17 protein-coding genes are annotated in these 18225 nt (G+C 72.8%); 9 read left to right on the top strand and 8 right to left on the bottom strand.

The window, feature by feature from the left end:
• Positions 1-9: 9 nt before the first annotated feature.
• Entirely contained in the window at positions 10-1200 is a 1191-nt protein-coding gene (locus ACFYWG_RS24495) for a sensor histidine kinase (RefSeq protein ID WP_383507638.1), read from the bottom strand.
• Between the two features lie 118 nt (positions 1201-1318).
• Here ACFYWG_RS24495 and ACFYWG_RS24500 point away from each other — a divergent pair, with 118 nt between their 5' ends.
• A complete protein-coding gene (locus ACFYWG_RS24500) occupies positions 1319-2314 on the top strand; it encodes an SAM-dependent methyltransferase (RefSeq protein WP_383507641.1) in 996 nt (331 codons plus the stop codon).
• Between the two features lie 4 nt (positions 2315-2318).
• Here the strand turns inward: ACFYWG_RS24500 and ACFYWG_RS24505 are convergent, their stop codons facing one another.
• Positions 2319-3470 (bottom strand): NADH-quinone oxidoreductase subunit D, encoded by a 1152-nt coding sequence (locus ACFYWG_RS24505; RefSeq protein WP_376328016.1) that lies wholly within the window; start codon positions 3468-3470, stop codon positions 2319-2321.
• A gap of 31 nt (positions 3471-3501) precedes the next feature.
• Here ACFYWG_RS24505 and ACFYWG_RS24510 point away from each other — a divergent pair, with 31 nt between their 5' ends.
• Both ACFYWG_RS24510 and ACFYWG_RS24515 read left to right on the top strand, forming a co-directional pair.
• Positions 3502-4050: a PH domain-containing protein gene (locus tag ACFYWG_RS24510; RefSeq protein WP_383507644.1), complete on the top strand. Its 549-nt coding sequence runs from the start codon at positions 3502-3504 to the stop codon at positions 4048-4050.
• Between the two features lie 185 nt (positions 4051-4235).
• Entirely contained in the window at positions 4236-5576 is a 1341-nt protein-coding gene (locus ACFYWG_RS24515; protein WP_389203595.1) for a PH domain-containing protein, read from the top strand.
• A 175-nt stretch (positions 5577-5751) separates the two neighbouring features.
• On the opposite strand, the gene ACFYWG_RS24520 is transcribed toward ACFYWG_RS24515, so the two are convergent.
• The gene (locus ACFYWG_RS24520) at positions 5752-7047 is read right to left on the bottom strand and encodes a hypothetical protein (protein WP_389203597.1); all 1296 of its coding nucleotides are present in this window, start codon (positions 7045-7047) and stop codon (positions 5752-5754) included.
• 162 nt (positions 7048-7209) lie between these two features.
• Positions 7210-8331: an alpha/beta hydrolase gene (locus ACFYWG_RS24525; RefSeq protein WP_385421754.1), complete on the bottom strand. Its 1122-nt coding sequence runs from the start codon at positions 8329-8331 to the stop codon at positions 7210-7212.
• Between the two features lie 232 nt (positions 8332-8563).
• Here ACFYWG_RS24525 and ACFYWG_RS24530 point away from each other — a divergent pair, with 232 nt between their 5' ends.
• From ACFYWG_RS24530 to ACFYWG_RS24555, 6 genes are all read left to right on the top strand, one after another.
• Positions 8564-10396, top strand: coding sequence for a phosphatidylglycerol lysyltransferase domain-containing protein (locus tag ACFYWG_RS24530; protein WP_376328023.1), 1833 nt, complete (start codon positions 8564-8566; stop codon positions 10394-10396).
• A gap of 97 nt (positions 10397-10493) precedes the next feature.
• Positions 10494-11375, top strand: coding sequence for a dihydropteroate synthase (gene folP, locus ACFYWG_RS24535; protein WP_376328024.1), 882 nt, complete (start codon positions 10494-10496; stop codon positions 11373-11375).
• Positions 11372-11875: a nuclear transport factor 2 family protein gene (locus tag ACFYWG_RS24540; RefSeq protein WP_376328026.1), complete on the top strand. Its 504-nt coding sequence runs from the start codon at positions 11372-11374 to the stop codon at positions 11873-11875. Before folP ends, ACFYWG_RS24540 begins: the two co-directional genes overlap by 4 nt.
• 239 nt (positions 11876-12114) lie before the next feature.
• Positions 12115-12474: a dihydroneopterin aldolase gene (gene folB / locus ACFYWG_RS24545; protein WP_376328028.1), complete on the top strand. Its 360-nt coding sequence runs from the start codon at positions 12115-12117 to the stop codon at positions 12472-12474.
• Positions 12471-13082, top strand: a complete 612-nt coding sequence (gene folK / locus ACFYWG_RS24550) for a 2-amino-4-hydroxy-6-hydroxymethyldihydropteridine diphosphokinase (protein ID WP_383507661.1) — start codon at positions 12471-12473, stop codon at positions 13080-13082. Before folB ends, folK begins: the two co-directional genes overlap by 4 nt.
• Positions 13083-13140: 58 nt before the next feature.
• Positions 13141-13629: a DUF3180 domain-containing protein gene (locus tag ACFYWG_RS24555; protein ID WP_376328031.1), complete on the top strand. Its 489-nt coding sequence runs from the start codon at positions 13141-13143 to the stop codon at positions 13627-13629.
• A 12-nt stretch (positions 13630-13641) separates the two neighbouring features.
• Here ACFYWG_RS24555 and ACFYWG_RS24560 read toward each other — a convergent pair whose 3' ends face one another.
• From ACFYWG_RS24560 to hpt, 4 genes are all read right to left on the bottom strand, one after another.
• Positions 13642-14463 (bottom strand): hypothetical protein, encoded by an 822-nt coding sequence (locus tag ACFYWG_RS24560; RefSeq protein ID WP_389203601.1) that lies wholly within the window; start codon positions 14461-14463, stop codon positions 13642-13644.
• Between the two features lie 236 nt (positions 14464-14699).
• Entirely contained in the window at positions 14700-15305 is a 606-nt protein-coding gene (gene folE / locus ACFYWG_RS24565) for a GTP cyclohydrolase I FolE (protein ID WP_383507666.1), read from the bottom strand.
• Between the two features lie 108 nt (positions 15306-15413).
• Positions 15414-17453: an ATP-dependent zinc metalloprotease FtsH gene (ftsH, locus tag ACFYWG_RS24570; RefSeq protein ID WP_376328034.1), complete on the bottom strand. Its 2040-nt coding sequence runs from the start codon at positions 17451-17453 to the stop codon at positions 15414-15416.
• A gap of 187 nt (positions 17454-17640) precedes the next feature.
• On the bottom strand, positions 17641-18201 hold the full coding sequence (gene hpt, locus ACFYWG_RS24575; RefSeq protein ID WP_333932331.1) for a hypoxanthine phosphoribosyltransferase: 561 nt from the start codon (positions 18199-18201) through the stop codon (positions 17641-17643).
• Positions 18202-18225: the final 24 nt, after the last annotated feature.

Here is an 18225-nt window from a genome sequence, read left to right on the forward strand (position 1 = left end):
GCGGCGGCATCAGTGCGCCGCTTTGAGCGGGAGCAGGGCACTGATCCGGAATCCTCCGCCGGGGCGCGGGCCCGCGTCCAGGGTGCCGCCGACCATGCCGACCCGCTCGCGCATGCCGATCAGGCCGTGGCCCTGGCCGTCGAAGCCGCCCTCCTCGTACAACTCGTGCGGGGCGCCCTTGCCGTCGTCCTCGACGAGCAGGCCGAGACCGTCGTCGAAGTACACCAGGCGCACGCTGGCGCCCGCGTTGGGCCCGCCGTGCTTGCGGGTGTTGGTGAGCGCCTCCTGCACGATGCGGTAGGCGGTCAGCTCGACGCCGCTGGGCAGCGGCCGGGGCGTGCCCTCGACCTTGAAGTCGACCGGCAGGCCCGACCCGCGGCACTGCTCGACGAGGTCCTCGATCTGCTGCACGTCCGGCTGCGGCACGTACTCGCCGGCCTCCTGGTGCTCCCCGGTGCGCAGCACGCCGAGCAGTCGGCGCATCTCGGCGAGGGCCTGGCGGCCGGTGGAGGAGATGGTCTCCAGGGCCTTCTTGGCCTGGTCGGGGGCGGCGTCGAGGACGTAGGCGGCGCCGTCGGCCTGGACCACCATCACCGAGACGTTGTGCGCGACGACGTCGTGCAACTCGCGGGCGATGCGGGCCCGTTCGGCGGCGACAGCGACCTTGGACTGCGCCTCGCGCTCCTTCTCCAGCCGGGCGGCCCGCTCCTCCAGCTGCGCGAAGTAGGCCCGGCGGGTGCGGATGGAGTCGCCCAGCACCCAGGCCAGCGCGAACGGCACGGTCATGAAGACGGCCGCGGCGATGCCGGCCGCGACGCTGTCCTGTTCGTTCGGCCAGCGCAGATGGGCCACCGGGGCGGCGCACAGCCCGGCGCCCAGCGCGAAGCGCGAGGCCCAGCGCGCGCCCTCCGCCGCCACCGTGTAGACGATCACCAGCATGGCGAAGTCGGCGGGGCTCATCTCCACGTCGGTGATCAGCTGGGCCACCCCGACCGCGGCTGCCAGCAGCAGCATCTTCTCCGGCATGCGGCGGCGCAGGGCGACCACCAGGCACAGCAGCACCGTGAGCGGGACGGCGGCGGCGGGGGGCCCGAAGACGCCCGTCGCCCCTCCGACCACGGAGATCCCGAGGAGGGCCACGGCCCAGAAGCCGTCGACCCACATCGGGTGCCTGCGGAGGAAGTCATAGAGGCGCTGCACGTAACCCAGCGTAGGGAAGCGGAATAGGTGCAGGGGTCAACCGGAGGGCCGATCCGGACCGGGCGCGCGTACTCCGCAAGGTGGAGTTGCGTGCGTTGTGTGCGCATAGCCTGGGCCGGTGACGACGGGAACCGGCAACGAGTGGCGCGGGTGGCGTGCGGCGGCGCACGAGGCCCTGTACGCGCCGGGGGGCTTCTACCGGCGGGCCGGTGCGGGCCCCGCCGGGCACTTCCGCACGTCGGTGCACGCCTCGGCGCTGTTCGCCGGGGCGGTGGCGCGGCTGCTGTGCCACGTCGACGAGGCACTGGGCCGGCCCGGGACGCTGGACTTCGTCGACATGGCGGCCGGGCGGGGCGAACTGGCCGCCGGCGTCCTGGCCGCGCTGCCCGCCGAGGTGGCGGCCCGCACGCGCGCCCACGCCGTCGAGGTCGCCGGACGGCCCCCGGGACTCGATCACCGGATCGAGTGGTCGGCCGAGCCTCCCGGGGAGGCGACCGGGCTGCTCTTCGCCAACGAATGGCTGGACAACGTGCCCGTCGAGGTCGCGGAGGTGGACGGCACGGGCACCGCCCGGCTGGTCCAGGTCCGGCGGGACGGCGCCGAACGGCTCGGGGAGCCCGTCGCCGGGGCCGAGGCCCGCTGGCTGGAGCGCTGGTGGCCGCTGCCCGGCGAGCCCGGTCTGCGCGCCGAGATCGGACTGCCCCGGGACGAGGCGTGGGCCTCGGCGGCCGGGACGCTGCGGCGCGGGCTCGCCGTCGCCGTGGACTACGCGCACACCGCGGACGCACGGCCGCCGTACGGGACGCTGACCGGCTTCCGGGACGGCCGGGAGACCGCGCCCGTGCCGGACGGCTCCTGCGACCTCACCGCCCATGTCGCCCTGGACGCCTGCGCGCTGCCCGGCGGACGGCTGCTCCCCCAGCGCGAGGCGCTGCACGCCCTGGGCGTGACCGGCGCACGCCCGCCGCTCGCGCTCGCCTCGACCGACCCCGCCGGATACGTACGCGCCCTCGCGGGCGCCGGAGAGGCCGCCGAGCTGACCGCGCAGGGCGGGCTGGGCGACTTCGGCTGGCTGGTGCAGCCGGTGGGCGTCGCCGACCCGCTCCCCCGGTGAGCCCCTACTTGTCGATGTCGCCGACGACGAAGAACATCGACCCCAGGATCGCCACCATGTCCGCCACGAGCGTCCCCGGCAGCAGCTCCGTCAGCGCCTGGATGTTGTTGTACGACGCCGAGCGCAGCTTCAGCCGGTACGGGGTCTTCTCACCCTTGCTGACCAGGTAGTAGCCGTTGATGCCGAGGGGGTTCTCGGTCCAGGCGTAGGTGTGGCCCTCGGGGGCCTTGAGGACCTTCGGCAGCCGCTGGTTGACCGGCCCGGGCGGCAGCTCGGCGAGCCGGTCCAGGCAGGCGTCGGCCAGGTCGAGCGCGTTGTGCGTCTGCTCCAGCAGGCACTCGAAGCGGGCGAGGCAGTCGCCCTCCTGCCGGGTGACGACCTTCAGGGTGTCCCGCAGGTCGCCGTAGGCGAGGTACGGCTCGTCGCGGCGCAGGTCGAAGTCGACGCCGGAGGCGCGGCCGATCGGCCCGCTGACGCCGTAGGCGTGCACGGCCTGCGGGGACAGCACGCCGACGCCGCGGGTGCGGCCCCGGAAGATCTCGTTGCCCAGGACCAGGTCGTCGAAGCGGTCCATGCGGGAGCGGACGTCGGCCACGGCCGTGCGCGCGCGTGCGGTCCAGCCGGCCGGCAGGTCCTCCTTGAGGCCGCCGACGCGGTTGAACATGTAGTGGATCCGCCCGCCGGAGACCTCCTCCATCACGTGCTGGAGCTCCTCGCGCTCGCGGAAGGCGTAGAAGATCGGCGTGATCCCGCCCAGCTCCAGCGGGTACGAGCCGAGGAACATCAGGTGGTTGAGCACCCGGTTCAGCTCCGCGAGCAGCGTGCGCAGCCACACGGCCCGCTCGGGGACCTCCATGCCGAGCATCCGCTCCACGGCGAGCACCACGCCCAGCTCGTTGGAGAACGCCGACAGCCAGTCGTGGCGGTTGGCGAGCATGATGATCTGACGGTAGTCACGCGCCTCGAACAGCTTCTCCGCGCCGCGGTGCATGTAGCCGATGACCGGCTCCGCGTGCGTGATGCGCTCGCCGTCCAGCACGAGCTTGAGCCGCAGCACGCCGTGCGTGGACGGGTGCTGCGGCCCGATGTTGAGCACCATGTCGGTGCTCTCCGCGGCGCCGCCGATTCCGACCGTGGTCTCCGTCGTAGGAGTCATGGACACAGTCTCTCGTACGTACGCTGGCCTCATGGAGACGGGGAGCCCGCACGAGACGGGCACGACGGGGGCGAACGGCTCCACCGGAGCGGCCGGACCGGCCGCCGGCGGGGCGGCGGAGCCGGAGTGGATCGCCCTGCCGCCCGGGCTGCTGAGGATGCGGCGGTTGCTGCTGGTCGTCTGGCTCGGGCTGATCACGCTCGCGGCGGGACTCGTGCCGGGGCTGCTGGCCGGGCCCGCCTGGGCCGCCTTCGCGCTGCCGCCGCTGGCCCTCGCCGTGTGGGGCTGGGTGATGATCGAACGCAACTGGCGTTCCTGGCGCTACGCCGAGCGCGCCGACGACCTGCTGATCAGCCGCGGTGTGCTGTGGCGTGAGGAGACGGTCGTGCCGTACGGGCGCATGCAGCTGGTCGAGGTCACCTCCGGGCCCGTCGAACGGCACTTCGGGCTGGCCAGCGTGCAGTTGCACACGGCCGCCGCCGCGACCGACGCGACCATCCCCGGCCTGGACCCGGCCGAGGCGGAACGCCTGCGCGACCGCCTCACCGAGCTGGGCGAGGCCCGATCGGCGGGACTGTGACGCCGCCGGGAGCCGCCGGGACGGGGACGGACCCGCGCGGGAACGACCCGGCGCGACAGGGCCCGGCCGACCACGCCCCGACGGGCGACGACGCGACGGCGAACGGTCCGGCACGAAACGGCCCGGAACGGAACGGCCCGGAACGGAACGGTCCGGCACGGAACGGTCCGGCGGGCGACGCCTCGGTGGGCGACGCATCGGCAGGGAACGGCCGGGACGGCACCGGCTCCGCCGAGCGGAGGTTGCACCCCGTCACGCCGCTGCGCCGCGCCTGGGCGCCGATCGCCGTGCTCGTCGGCTGGGCCGTGCACGACCCCGACGGCGCCCAGCGCAACCTGTCCCGGCTGACCACCACCACCCTGCTCACAGGTCTCGCCGTCCTCGTCCCGGCCGCCGCCCTCTACGGCTTCTGCTCCTGGTGGTTCACCCACTTCGCGGTGACCGATACCGAGCTGCGCATCCGCACCGGGCTCGTCTTCCGCCGCACCGCGCACATCCGGCTGGAGCGGATCCAGGCCATCGACGTCACCCAGCCGCTGCTCGCCCGGGTCGCGGGTGTCGCCAAGCTGAAACTCGACGTCGTAGGCACCGACAAGAAGGACGAACTGGCCTTCCTCGGCGACGGCGACGCCCGCGCGCTGCGCGCCGAACTGCTCGCCCGGGCGGCCGGGTTCGCCCCCGAGACCGCCCACGAGGTCGGTGAGGCGCCCTCCCGGCAGCTGCCGCGCGTGCCGCCCGGCGTGCTGGCCGTGTCCCTGCTGCTGACCGGCGCGACCTGGGGGACGCTGGCCGCGGCGCTCGTCGTCCCGCCGGTGGTGTGGCTGGTCACCCACAGCCTGTGGACGGTCCTGGCGGTCGCCCTGCCGTTGCTGGGAGCGGCGGGCGCGAGCAGCGTGGGCCGGTTCGTCACCGAGTACGACTGGACGGTCGGCGAGTCCCCGGACGGACTGCGCATCGACCACGGGCTGCTGGACCGGGCGCACGAGACGGTGCCGCCGGGCCGGGTGCAGACCGTGCGCATCGTCGAACCGCTGCTGTGGCGGCGCCGGGGCTGGGTCCGGGTGGAACTGGACGTGGCCGGCTCCGCCAACTCCGTGCTGCTGCCGGTCGCCCCGCGCGCGATCGCCGAGGACGTCGTCACCCGCGTGCTGCCCGGGGTGACCGTGCCGGACGCGGCGGCCGTGTCGCCCTCCCCGCGCCGCGCCCGCTGGTGCGTGCCGGTGTGGTGGCGCGGCTACGGACTCGCCGTCACGGACGCCGTGTTCGCGGCCCGCTCCGGCCTGCTGCGGCGCACCCTCGCGCTGGTCCCGCACGCCAAGGTGCAGAGCGTACGGCTGTCGCAGGGGCCGTGGGAGCGGGCCAGGGGCGTGGCGGACGTGCACGTGGACACGGGCGCGGGCAAGACGGTGACGGCACGGCTGCGGGACGCCGCAGAGGCACGCGTGCTGCTGGCCGCGCAGGCCGAGCGCTCCCGCACGGGCCGCCGCGACGCCCGCCCCGACCGCTGGATGACGCACCGGACCTGACCCACCCCGACCGCGGATCAGCAAGCCGGCACGACCGGGCCCGGCCACCGGACGACCGACCCGGCCTGCCCCTCCCCCGCCAACCCGCCTGCCGCGTCGACCCGTTCGGCAGGGCAGGGCAACGCGAAGGCCCCCGGCCGTGGCCGGGGGCCTTCGTGCAGTGCGGACCGTCGGGTCAGGAGACCGCGCTGCGCAGCCCCTTCAGGTCGATCTGCTCCGTCTCGTCGTGGGCCGTCAGGTCGATGACCTGGCCGATGCCGCGGGACTCCTCGTCGGCCGGCTTGAACCGGGCCTCGGTCTCGGCCTTGTGCAGGGCGAGCGCCTCCTGGCCGACGACGTCGGCGAGGTCCTCGTTCTGCACCGCCTCCAGGTCGGCCGGCGACGTGCCCTTCTTCGTGCCGAAGAAGTCGAACCCGCCCTCGGCCACCGGTCGGCGCACCGGCTGCTGCGGCGCGACGGCCACGGCGGTCGGCACGGTGTAGTGCCCGGAGGGCGTCCGCCCGGCCCGCTCGGGAAGCCGGTCGCCGCCGGGCCCGGCCTGCTGCGGGAGGTGCGCGGTCCCGTCCTGCGCGGCGCCGGCGGCGGTCGCCTGCCGGTGCCCGTGCCCGTCGGCGGCCGCGGGCTTCTCCCGCGCCTCGTCCCGCGCGGCCGGCCGCTCCCGCTCCGGACCGTCCTGCTCGGCCTCCGACCCGTCCTGCCCACCCACCGGTGCGCCCCGCTCGGCCTCCGGCCCGTCCTGCTCGGCCTCCGGCCCGTCCTGCTCGGCCTCCGGCCCCTCCTGCGCGTCGCGGCCCTTCGGCCCGCCGTCGCCGTCGCCGTCACCGCCGCCGTCCGGGTCGGGCACCTTCTCGCCGTCGTCGAACCGGGCCAGTGCCGCCGCCGCCCGCAGGAACAGCCGGGACCCCTCGGGCGAGAACACCGCGGGAGGCGCGGTCTCCTCCTCGGCGGCGGCCGCGTCCGGCACCTCGGCCGGCACCTCGGCCGGCACCTCGGCCGGCGCGGCGGGGGCGTCCGCCGCGCCCGCGGGCAGCGCGGCCCGCACCGGTGCCGTCGCCTCGATCTCCAGCACCCGGCGGTCCTCCAGGACGCTCGCGCGCTCGCTCTCGGCGGTGGCGTACCGGCGCAGCAGCGCCGCGTGCTCGTTGCGCAGACCGGCCAGTTCGGTGCGCTTGGCGCGCAGCCGCTGCTCCAGCTTCGCGCGCAGCTCGCGCGACTCCTCGAGGTCGGCCTCCAGTTCGGCGACCCGCTCCTCGAAGCGCCACTCGTCGCTCGCACGCGCGCGTACGAGGTCGGCGACGCGCTTGCCCGCCTGGATGTCCCAGTGGCGCAGCACGACAGCACCCACGACCGCCGTCGCCGCCGCGGCGGCGGCCAGCGCGCGGAGCACCACCGGCTCCGAGAACACCCAGGGCCCCAGGGCGCAGACGAGGGAGACGCCTGCGATCGCCGACGGGGGCAACAGCCTGTGCAAGGGCGGGGAATGGCGATGACGTCCACGTGGCATGGCCAGAAACTTACCGCGCGTAGGCGAATCGTGGAGAGTCACCCCGCAAAAACAAAGCCATACCGTAAGACTCACGCGGCATCAGAACTCCGAAGCAAGCGGAATCGACTCTTCGCCCCTTTACGAAGATCATTTACGGGGGCCGTTCAGGCGCTCGTCCAACCACTCCAAGGCCGCGGGAATCTCGCGCCGCCAGGTGTTGAAGTTGTGCCCGCCGCTTTCGAGGACGATCGAGGAGATCCGGGTCCTCCCGGTGCCCTTCACGCGGTCTATGAACCGCAGGGTGTCCCGGTAGTTGGATTCGCCCTTCTTGCTGGTGGTGACCAGCAAAGACGTGTCGGGAGCAGGCCTGTGGCCGAGGTACCACCACAGGTCGGCGCGATGGCGCAGTGCCTCGTCGCCCTGGAAGAGATCACCCGTCGTGGCGTCGATCGGCGCCGTGTAGTACGCCGACAGACCCGCCCCGGCGCCGTACACCCCGGGATGGTGCAGCGCGATCTTCAACGCGCAGTAGCCGCCCGTGGAGTTGCCGACGATGCCCAGTCCGCCCGGCTTTCCGGTGACCCGGTAGTGACCGCGCAGGGCGTCGGGCAGGTCCTTCGCGAAGAAGGACTCGGTCTGCGGCCCGCCGGGGACGTCCACGCACTCCGTGTCCCGGGGCGGGGCCACCGTCGGCCGCAGCATCACCAGGATCATCGGCCGTGTCCGGCCCGCCCGGGCCGACTCCAGTGCCGTGCGCGGATAGTGGAGCTTGTCCACCAGGGCCGACGCCGTGCCCGGATAGCCGGTGAGCACCACGGCCGCGGGGAACGTCCGGGTGCGGTGACGCGGCTGGAAATACTCCGGTGGCAGATAGACATAGGCGGGCGAGGCGATCCGGGTCGTCCTGCCGACGACGTCCACGCGCTCGATCCGGCCCGCGGTGGCCGGGTCCCCGGCCGCACCCGGGACGTGCCGCGAGCCGACCACCCGCAACGGCCCGCGCCCCGGCGTGTGGTCGACGACCACACCCTGCTCCCTCTCCTGCCCGAAGAGGTCCGCCCAGCTCGCGTAGAAGCCGAACGCCCGGTTGGCGGCCAGCCCCACCGCCGCGAACAGCACCAGCTGCGTGGCCAGCAGCAGGCCGGCCCGCCCGGTCACCGCGCCCCAGGAACGCCGGGCGAGCCGCGGCCACAGCCCGATCGTCCCGGCGAACAGCAGCACGGCCGACAGCACCGCCACCGCCAGTACCCCGTCACTCGTCAGACCCATGGGTCGGTCACCTGCTCGCGCTCCGGGCCCGGCACCGCCCGCGATCAGGCCTTCACGAGAGGTTGCCCCGGGCTTTCCTCCGCCTTGGGGACGGCTTTGACGTGGGGAGTGAACCTCTCCCTCCGAGACACCGTCCTAGAGGGCGCAATGTCGCCGGATGCCCGAATCGGGCCCGGATCCAAGGTCTCTCGCAGAACTACGGGATGCGATGTCTGTCAGGACAGATGAGGAAATGTCGGGCCAGGTTCCGACCCGCCGGGGCGGCCCCGCGCGCACGGGCCGGATCGGCCGGGCACTGCGCGGCCCACGCCCCGGGGCCGTCCCCGTCCTGGTCGGCAGGGCCTGCGCCCTCGTGGGCCTGCTGGACATCGCCGCGGGTGTCTTCCCCCGCTTCCGGCACAGCCGGATGCACGCCCTCGCCGAGGTCCTGCCCGGCGCCCTCGGCCCGTTCGCGGCCGCCCTGTCCCTGAGCACCGGCGTCCTGCTGCTCCTGCTCGCCCACGGACTCAAGCGCGGCAAGCGCCGGGCCTGGCGGGCCGCCGTGATCCTCCTCCCCGCCGGTGCCGTCGCCCAGTTCACCTACCGGCACTCGCTCGCCGGCGTCCTGCTCTCCCTCGCCCTGCTGGCCCCCCTGCTGCGCCACCGCGACCAGTTCGACGCCCTGCCCGACCCGCGCAGCCGCTGGCGGGCCCTGGCCAACTTCGTCCTGATGGGCGCCGGTTCGCTGCTGCTCGGCCTGCTCGTCGTCAGCGTCCACCCCGGGCGCATGCTCGGCGACCCGAGCCTGGCCGACCGCATCACCCACGTCATCTACGGCCTCTTCGGGTTCGAGGGGCCCGTCGACTACCGGGGCGACACCTCCTGGACCGTCGCCTTCTCCCTCGGCGCCCTCGGCCTGCTCACCGCCGTCACCACCGTCTACCTGGCCTTCCGCCCCGAACACCCGGCCGCACAGCTCACCGAGCGGGACGAGGCGCGCCTGCGCGCCCTGCTGGAACACCACGGGCGCCGCGACTCCCTCGGCCACTTCGCGCTCCGCCGCGACAAGGCCGTCGTGTTCTCCCCCAGCGGCAAGGCGGCCGTCACCTACCGGGTGGTCTCCGGCGTGATGCTCGCCAGCGGCGACCCCATCGGGGACGTCGAGGCCTGGCCCGGCGCCATCGAACGGTTCATGGACGAGGCCAGGGCCCACTCCTGGACCCCCGCCGTCATGGGCTGCTCCGAGACGGGCGGCGAGGTGTGGACGCGCGAGACCGGGCTCGACGCCCTCGAACTCGGCGACGAGGCGGTGGTGGACGTCAGGGATTTCTCCCTGGCCGGCCGCGCGATGCGCAACGTGCGGCAGATGGTCAAGCGCATCGAGCGCGCCGGTTACGAAACCCGGGTACGACGCGTCCGTGACCTCGGCGAGGCCGAACTGGAGCGCATCCGCCGCGCCGCCGACGACTGGCGCGGCACCGACACCGAGCGCGGCTTCTCCATGGCCCTGGGCCGCATCGGCGACCCCGCCGACGGCGACTGCCTCGTCGCCACCGCCCACAAGGCCGACGAGCGGCCGGGACCCCACGGCGACCTCAAGGCGGTCCTGCACTTCGTGCCCTGGGGAGACGACGGCGCCTCCCTGGACCTCATGCGCCGCGACCGCTCGGCCGACCCCGGCATGAACGAACTGCTCATCGTGGCCGCCCTGCAGGCCGCACCCCGCCTCGGCATCGAGCGGGTCTCCCTCAACTTCGCCATGTTCCGCGCCGCGCTCGCCCGCGGCGAGAAGATCGGCGCCGGGCCGGTCCTGCGCGCCTGGCGCGGACTGCTGGTCTTCCTCTCCCGCTGGTTCCAGATCGAGTCCCTGTACAAGTTCAACGCCAAGTTCCAGCCGCGCTGGGAACCCCGCTTCGTCGTCTACCGGGCCTCCGCCGACCTCCCCCGCATCGGCCTGGCCGCCCTGCAGGCCGAGGGCTTCGTCAGCCTCGCCCTGCCGCTGCCGCGCTTCCTGCGCCGCCGCCCGGCGGCCCCCCGCCCCTGCGCCCACGGCGCCCGGACCGACCACCACGTCCGCGCGGCCTGAGCCCGCGGCCCCGCCCAGGACCCCGGGAAGCCCGCCCGGGGGCCGCCGCACCCGACCGCGGCACCGGCCCGCCCCCGCCTGGGCCTACGCTGAACATATGAGCAACCAGAGCGGACGCGGGCGCGTGGCGGGCCTACCGGACAAGGACCGCTGCGCGGTCATGGGAGTCGTGAACGTCACCCCCGACTCCTTCTCCGACGGCGGCCGCTTCTTCGACACCACGGCCGCCGTCAAGCACGGCCTGGAACTGGTCGCCGAGGGCGCCGACCTGGTCGACGTCGGCGGCGAGTCGACCCGCCCCGGCGCCACCCGCGTGGACGAGGACGAGGAACTGCGCCGCGTGATCCCCGTGGTCCGCGGCCTGGCCTCCGAGGGCGTCACCGTCTCCGTCGACACCATGCGCGCCTCCGTCGCCGCCCGCGCCCTCGCCGCCGGCGCCGCCCTCGTCAACGACGTCAGCGGCGGCCTGGCCGACCCGCGCATGATCCCGGCCGTGGCCGACGCCGGCGCCCCCTTCGTCGTCATGCACTGGCGCGGCTTCCTGGAGGGCGGCAACGTCCGCGGCACCTACGCCGACGTCGTCACCGAGGTCGTCGACGAACTGCGTGCCCGCGTGGAGGCCGTCCTGGCCGGCGGCATCGGGGCCGACCGCGTCATCGTCGACCCCGGCCTCGGCTTTTCCAAGGACGCCGAGCACGACCTCGCCCTGCTCGCCCGCCTCGACCGGGTCCTCGGCCTCGGCCACCCGGTACTCGTCGCCGCCAGCCGCAAACGCTTCCTCGGCCGCGTCCTGGCCGGCCCCGACGCGGCGCCCCCGCCCGCCCGCGAGCGCGACGCCGCCACCGCCGCCGTCTCCGCCCTCGCCGCGCAGGCCGGCGCCTGGGCCGTGCGCGTGCACGAGGTCCGCGCCACGGCGGACGCCGTACGGGTCGCCCGCGCCATCGAGGGAGCCCGCACCGGCGCGGAAGGCGAGCGGTGAGCGCCCCGCACACCGACGTCGAGCAGGTCGAGGCCGCCAACACGGCCTTCTACGAGGCACTGGAGCGCGGCGACTTCGAGGAGCTCGCCTCCCTCTGGCTGACCCCCTCCGACCTGGGCGTGGACGAGACCTACCACGACCCCGCCGACGCCGGCGTGGTCTCCTGCGTGCACCCCGGCTGGCCCGTGCTCACCGGCCGCGGCGAGGTCCTGCGCTCCTACGCCCTGATCATGGCGAACACCGACTACATCCAGTTCTTCCTCACCGACGTGCACGTCTCGGTCACCGGCGACACCGCCCTGGTGACCTGCACCGAGAACATCCTCAGCGGCGGCCCCGCCCCCGAGGGCGACGAGGAGCTCGGCCCCCTCGTCGGGCAGCTCGTGGTCGCCACCAACGTGTACCGGCGCACGCCCCAGGGGTGGAAGCTCTGGGCGCACCACGCTTCCCCCGTCCTCGCCGAGAACGACGACGACGAACCCGACGACACCCCCGCCTGAGCGGGTACCTGCGAGGACGTGGCGGGAATCACCGCCCGGCGGCCGCGGGGCGGCCCCCGGCCCGCGCGCCACCGGTCTGCCCAGGCAGAACACCCGGTGCGTCCCGCCGACACCGGCCCGGACCCGCACCCCCTGCGGCCCGGTCCCGCCCGGACACGCAGGTAGATTCGACCGAGGCCGGTGTGCCGCCCGCACACGGCACCGACCGGCCGGCACCGACGACAGCAGGAGTGATTCGCGTGGATCGTGTCGCGCTGCGCGGCCTGAGGGCCCGCGGGCACCACGGCGTGTTCCCCGAGGAGCGCGAGGAGGGCCAGACCTTCGTCGTGGACCTCGTCCTCGGCCTGGACACCCGGCCGGCCGCGGCCGACGACGACCTGACCAAGACCGTGCACTACGGCATCGTGGCGGAGGAGGTCGTGGCCGTCGTCCAGGGCGAACCCGTCGACCTCGTCGAGACCCTCGCCGAGCGCATCGCCCAGGTCTGCCTGCGGCACGAGGCGGTCGAGGAGGTCGAGGTCTGCGTCCACAAGCCCGACGCCCCGATCACGGTCCCCTTCGACGACGTGACCGTCACCATCACCCGGAGCCGAGCATGACCGCGCCCTTCATCAAGGGTCCCAGCGACCCGACCGTCCAGCCGGTACCCGCCTCCGTCGTCGACCGGGTCGACGCCGCCGACACGACCCTGTCCAACCCCAAACGGGCCGTGGTCGCCCTCGGCTCCAACCTCGGCAACCGCCTGGAGACCCTCCAGGGAGCCGTCGACGCCCTGGAGGACACACCCGGCGTCCGCGTCAAGGGCGTCTCCCCCGTCTACGAGACCGAGCCCTGGGGCGTGGAGCCGGGCAGCCAGCCCGCCTACTTCAACGCCGTCGTGGTCCTCAAGACCACCCTGCCGCCCTCCTCGCTGCTGGAGCGCGCCCAGGCCGTCGAGGAGGCCTTCCACCGCGTCCGCGACGAGCGCTGGGGCCCGCGCACCCTCGACGTCGACATCGTCTCCTACGCCGATGTCGTCTCCGACGACCCGCGGCTCACCCTCCCCCACCCCCGGGCCCACGAACGCGCCTTCGTCCTGGCCCCCTGGCACGACCTCGACCCCGAGGCGCAGCTCCCCGGCCACGGGCCGATCGCCGGGCTGCTGGACGCCGTCACCCGGGAGGGCGTGACGCCGCGCGAGGACCTGGAACTCCGGCTGCCCGAGTAGCCGTTAAGGTCGAGACGGCCGGGAACCGGGCCGAACCGGGGGATTGCGAAGGGACACCGTGAAAGAGCTGCGCATCAGGTTGCTGGCCGGCGTGTTCGTCGTGGCCGGAGTCCTGTCCTGGGCGGGCGCCCGCCTGTGGAACTCGATCGGCACGCTCCCCAGCGTCCCCCTGGCCGCCCCCATCGTCCTGGCCCTGATCGCCGTGGTCCTGCTGGCCACGGCGCTCTCGCTGCGCGCCCGGCTGAAGGCCCAGCGCGAGCGGCGGCCCGACGCGAAGGGCGTCGACCCGATGATGGCCGCCCGCGCGGTCGTCTTCGGCCACGCCAGCGCCCTGGTCGCCGCCCTGGTCGCCGGCATGTACGGCGGCACGGGCGTCTTCCTCCTGGAGTCCCTCGACGTCCCGGCCCGCCGCGACCAGGCCATCTACGCCGGCCTCTCGGTCCTCGCGGGCATCGGCGTCATAGCGGCCGCGATCTTCCTGGAGCGCGTCTGCAAACTCCCCGACGACGAAGAACACGACGGCACGGGCACGGCCCCCACGGTGTGACGGGCCCGGGGCTCACCACGGCTCACGGGCGAGATGCCCGTTGACCAGGAACCCGGGGTGGGGATGCAGCCGGTAGGTGTACAGGGTGTAGGGCTTGTTCGTCGTCTCCCGCCGACGGACCTCGTGCACCTGGACCCACGCGGTCTCCCGGAGCTGGAGAGGGTGACGCTCCGGCTGGAAGGTTCCTCGGGTGCTCCAGCTGTCGGCCACGACCAGCTGCGAGGCGGGCCTGCCGGGACGAGGCGTGAACCGTGCGCCGACCACCCGGGCCAGCTCGGTGAGGAACGGTACGTTCGCACTGACCAGCAAGCGGCCCGACCATGACGTGGACCGGTAGCCGTCGCCGTCGCCATAGCCGTCGAGAAAGCCCTCGAACGTCTCCAGGTCCCTGAGTACGACCCGGGGGAAGCGCTGGCGCAGATGATGGGCGTCACCGCCCAGGTACTGCCGGAGAAGGTCCGCGAGATACGAAGAGACGACCCGCACGCGGAAACCGGGAACGTCCCGCCGGAGGTACCCAGACGGCCGTGTCACGGCCTCCAGTCGTGCGGGCAAACCGGTGGCCGCGGTCAGGGACGCCGCGTACCGCGCGGCGAAGTGCTCGTCGTTCACCACCAGGGACACGTAGTTGCGGCCGACCGTCCCGTCGGAGCACGTGGCCCCCAGGAAGTAACCGAGGTCCCGCCCCGGCTCGATGGTCAGCCGCACCCGGCACAGCTTCCGCGCAGGTGTCCAGGCCAGGACGGTTCCTTCGGCGTCCCGCGCGTGGACCCACCCGTCCGGCGTGCCGAGCAACTGGTCCGGAGCCACTGTGAACGTCAGATGATCGGTCATCACGTCCACCACCTCACGCGAGCGGACGCCGGCGACTTCTGTGACGGTCGTCGGGACGGTGCGGTCCCCGTCAAGAGACCACAGTCGATCGCCCACTCGGACGCTCCTCGCCTGCGACCGACCACCGACGGTGTTGACCACCTGCTTGCTGGGCAGCCCGTACGGCACCGCAATCCCCCTGGTCAGCGATCACCCACCGCTGACCAGGACCGTATCGGGCCCCACCGACAACCGGGTCAGCGAGCCAGTATCAGGCTCATCGCCTCGGCCCGCGTGGTGGAATCCCGCAGTTGTCCGCGAACCGCCGACGTCGTGGTCTTGGCACCCGGCTTGCGAATGCCGCGCACGGACATGCACATGTGCTCCGCCTCGATCACGACGATGGCACCCCGCGCCTCGAGGATCTTCATCAACGAGTCGGCGATCTGTGTGGTGAGTCGTTCCTGCACCTGCGGGCGCCGGGCGAACACCTCGACCAGACGGGCAAGCTTCGACAGTCCGGTGATCTTGCCGGTCTCCGCCGGGATGTACCCGACGTGGGCCACACCGTGGAACGGCAGCAGGTGGTGCTCACAGAGGCTGACGATCTCGATGTCCTTGACCAGCACCATCTCGTCGTGGCCCAGGTCGAACGTCGTCGTCAGCACGTCCTCGGGCTCCTGACGGAGGCCGGCCAGCAGCTCGCGGTACGCCCGCGCCACCCGCGCCGGTGTCTCCCTCAGGCCCTCGCGGTCGGGGTCCTCGCCGACCGCGATCAGCAGTTCGCGTACGGCGTTCTCGGCGCGCTTCTCGTCGAACTCGCCGATCCGGCCGTCGCCGTCCAGCGTCACGGGGTCGGTCATCTGGTGCCTCGTTCCTGTGTCCCAATGGCGGAAAGCCGCGCCCCCCAGGCTAAAACCTGGGGGGCGCGGCTTTCATTCCGGGGCCGGGGGGCGCCGGGAGGGCTCCGGTCAGCTCTCCGGGCGGTCCTCCGGGGTGCGCTCCGGCGCCGGGGCGGGCTCCGCCGTGGTGCTCTTGGCGGTGCTGATCGCCGGCGTCGCGCCGTTCGCGCCGTTCGTCAGGGCCAGCTCCTTGGGGGAGAGGACCGGCGGACGGGTCGACGGCGTGCGGCGGGAGGAACCGGTCCAGGCGGGCCGGGGCGGACGCTTGACGATGGGGGCGAAGATCTCGGCGATCTCCTCCTTGCCCAGCGTCTCCTTCTCCAGCAGCTGCAGGACGAGGTTGTCGAGCACGTCGCGGTTCTCGACCAGGATCTCCCAGGCCTCGTTGTGCGCCGTCTCGATGAGCTTCTTGACCTCTTCGTCCACGAGCGCGGCGACCTCTTCCGAGTAGTCGCGCTGGTGGGACATCTCACGGCCGAGGAACGGCTCGGTGTTGTCCCCGCCGAACTTGATCGCACCCAGGCGCTCGGTCATGCCGTACTGCGTGACCATCGCGCGGGCCAGGCCGGTGGCCTTCTCGATGTCGTTGGCGGCACCCGTGGTCGGGTCGTGGAAGACGAGCTCCTCGGCCGCGCGGCCGCCCAGCATGTAGGCGAGCTGGTCGAGCATCTCGTTGCGCGTGGTCGAGTACTTGTCCTCGTCCGGGAGGACCATCGTGTAGCCGAGGGCCCGGCCGCGGGACAGGATCGTGATCTTGTGGACCGGGTCGGAGTTCGGGGAGGCCGCCGCGACCAGGGCGTGTCCGCCCTCGTGGTACGCGGTGATCTTCTTCTCCTTGTCCGACATGATTCGGGTCCGCTTCTGCGGGCCCGCGACCACACGGTCGATCGCCTCGTCGAGCATGTGGTTGTCGATCAGCTTCTGGTCGCTGCGGGCCGTCAGCAGGGCGGCCTCGTTCAGCACGTTGGCCAGATCGGCACCCGTCATGCCGGGCGTGCGGCGGGCGACGGCCGACAGGTCGACGTCCGGCGCGACCGGCTTGCCCTTCTGGTGGACCTTGAGGATCTCCAGACGGCCCTGCATGTCCGGGCGGTCGACGGCGATCTGCCGGTCGAAGCGGCCGGGGCGCAGCAGCGCCGGGTCGAGGATGTCGGGCCGGTTCGTCGCGGCGATGAGGATCACGCCGCCCTTGACGTCGAAGCCGTCCATCTCGACGAGGAGCTGGTTCAGGGTCTGCTCGCGCTCGTCGTGACCGCCGCCGAGGCCGGCGCCGCGGTGGCGGCCGACCGCGTCGATCTCGTCGACGAAGACGATGGCCGGGGCGTTCGCCTTGGCCTGCTCGAAGAGGTCGCGCACCCGGGAGGCACCGACACCGACGAACATCTCGACGAAGTCGGAACCGGAGATCGAGTAGAACGGCACGCCGGCCTCGCCCGCGACGGCACGCGCGAGCAGGGTCTTGCCGGTGCCGGGAGGCCCGTAGAGCAGGACGCCCTTGGGGATCTTGGCGCCGACGGCCTGGAACTTGGCCGGCTCCTGGAGGAACTCCTTGATCTCGTGGAGCTCCTCGACGGCCTCGTCGGATCCGGCGACGTCGGCGAAGGTCGTCTTGGGGGTGTCCTTGGTGATGAGCTTCGCCTTGGACTTCCCGAAGTTCATGACGCGGGAGCCGCCGCCCTGCATCTGGTTCATCAGGAACAGGAAGACGACCACGATGAGGACGAAGGGCAGGAGCGAGAGCAGGATCCCGACGATCGGGTTCTGCTTGGACGGCGAGACCGTGTAGCCGTCCGGGATCTGCTTGTCCTGGTACTTGTTCTGCAGCGTGTTGGCGATGTCCACGCCCTGGTCGCCGATGTAGCTCGCCTGGATCTTCGAGCTGCCGTCGACCTTTACGCCGTCCTTGAGCGAGACCTTGATGATCTGCTCGTCACCGGTGGTCAGCTTGGCCGACTCCACCTTGTTCTGGTTGATCGCCTGGACGACCTCGCCGGTGTCCACCGTCTTGTAGCCGCCGGACGAGCCGACGACCTGCATCAACACGACCACGGCGAGGACGGCCAGCACGATCCACATGACCGGCCCACGGAAGTATCGCTTCACGTCCATCCATACGGAGCGGTGCCGCCCCGTCCCTCCTGCCATAGTGAGTTTGACAAAGACTGTTCTTCGGACGGTACCCCAGCATTGTCACCTGAAGCTGCGCGGTGCGGCTGGCGACCCGTCCACGCCTGCTCCAACGGCGGGAACCCCGCCGGGGTTCCCGATCACCGTCATGTCACCCCGGCCGGGTGCATCAGCCGCCGTACACGTGGGGCGCGAGCGTACCGACGAACGGGAGGTTGCGGTACTTCTCGGCGTAGTCGAGGCCGTAGCCCACGACGAACTCGTTGGGGATGTCGAACCCGACCCATTCCACGTCGATGGCGACCTTCGCGGCCTCGGGCTTGCGCAGCAGCGTGCACACCTTGAGGGAGGCGGGCTCGCGCGAGCCGAGGTTGGACAGGAGCCACGACAGGGTCAGGCCGGAGTCGATGATGTCCTCGACGATGAGGACGTGCTTGCCCTTGATGTCGGTGTCGAGGTCCTTGAGGATCCGCACCACACCGGAGGACTGGGTGCCCGCCCCGTACGAGGATACGGCCATCCAGTCCATGGTGACGGGGGTGGACAGCGCCCGCGCGAGGTCGGCCATGACCATCACCGCGCCCTTGAGGACGCCGACGATCAGCAGGTCCTTGCCCGCGTACTCCGCGTCGATCTTCTCGGCCAGCTCGGCCAGCTTGGCGTCGATCTGTTCCTTGGTGATGAGCACCTTCTCGAGGTCGGCACCCATGTCTTTCGCGTCCACCCGCATCACTTTCGGTCGTCCCACCGGCTG

Origin of the sequence: Streptomyces sp. NPDC003456, assembly GCF_042878735.1 — a bacterium.
GTDB lineage: Bacteria > Actinomycetota > Actinomycetes > Streptomycetales > Streptomycetaceae > Streptomyces.